Raw genomic sequence first — 1,115 nt, 5'->3', positions numbered from 1 at the left:
CCAGCCACGGCGGCGTCGAGCCTGCCTGGGTGAGCTGGTGCAGATCGATGGCAGCGACCACGCCTGGTTCGAGGACCGGGCCCCGGCCTGCACGCTGCTGGTCTTTGTCGACGACGCCACCAGCCGGCTGATGCAGCTGTTGTTCGTGCCGACCGAGTCGGCATTTGGCTACTTTGCGGCGACACGGGCCTACCTGGAACGCCACGGCAAGCCGGTGGCGTTCTATTCCGACAAGGCCGGCATTTTCCGGGTCAACAGGCCCAATGCCACCGGCGGTGACGGGCATACCCAATTCGGGCGCGCCTTGTACGAACTGAACATCGAGAGTTTGTGCGCCAACAGCAGCCAAGCCAAAGGGCGCGTGGAGCGGATGAACGGCACGTTGCAGGATCGGCTGGTCAAGGAGTTGCGGCTGCGTGGGATCAGCAGCATGGCCGCGGCCAATGCCTTTGCCCCGGTGTTTCAAGCCGATTTCAACGTGCGTTTCGCCAGGATACCCAGAAGCGATTTCAATGCGCATCGGCCGCTGCGCGCCGATGAGGATCTGGATCGGATTTTTACCTGGCGCGAATGGCGCAAGGTGTCGCACAGCCTCACGCTGCAGTATGACAAGACGCTGTACCTGCTGGCAGACCAGCCCGAGCACCGGCGCCTGATCCATCGCTATATCGAGGTGGCGGAGTACCCGGACGGGCGCATCGAACTGTGGGCCGATGGCGCCTCCCTGCCCTACACCACCTATGACCGGCTGTCGGAGATCGATCAGGGCGCGGTGGTGGAAAACAAGCGGCTGGGGCACGTGCTGGCCATTGCTCAGCAGATGCAGGCCAAACGAGACGACCGTCGCTCCGGCAGCACCCCATCGAGAACCTTGTCGGGACAGCCGTTGCGGCCTCGTCGAAGCGCACCAGACACCAAGCGACAGCGAGCCCTAGACGGGCAGGATCTGCGTCATGCCATCGATGAGTTGGCACCGCCCCACCCTGGGCCAGCCACCTCTGGTCAGGCCAGCACCACTGCCCGACAGAAAAGGCCGAAACCCAAACCAACCAAAGGCAAACACACGCTGCACTAACCGGACATTCTGATCTGGCTAACTAGCGGACATTTGAATC

The 1,115-nt window shown here is 62.9% G+C and carries 1 protein-coding gene; it reads left to right on the top strand.

Features of this window, described 5'->3' with window-relative positions:
* Positions 1-1,075 (top strand): ISNCY family transposase (locus tag CF68_RS34460; protein ID WP_035827955.1); only part of this gene is annotated, 1,075 nt, incomplete at its 5' end.
* Between the last annotated feature and the right edge of the window lie 40 nt (positions 1,076-1,115).

It is taken from the genome of Cupriavidus sp. SK-4 (assembly GCF_000611125.1).
Classification (GTDB): Bacteria; Pseudomonadota; Gammaproteobacteria; order Burkholderiales; family Burkholderiaceae; genus Cupriavidus; species Cupriavidus necator.
The sequence above is the reverse complement of the archived record's forward strand: the minus strand, read 5'-3'. Positions and strand labels throughout refer to the sequence as shown.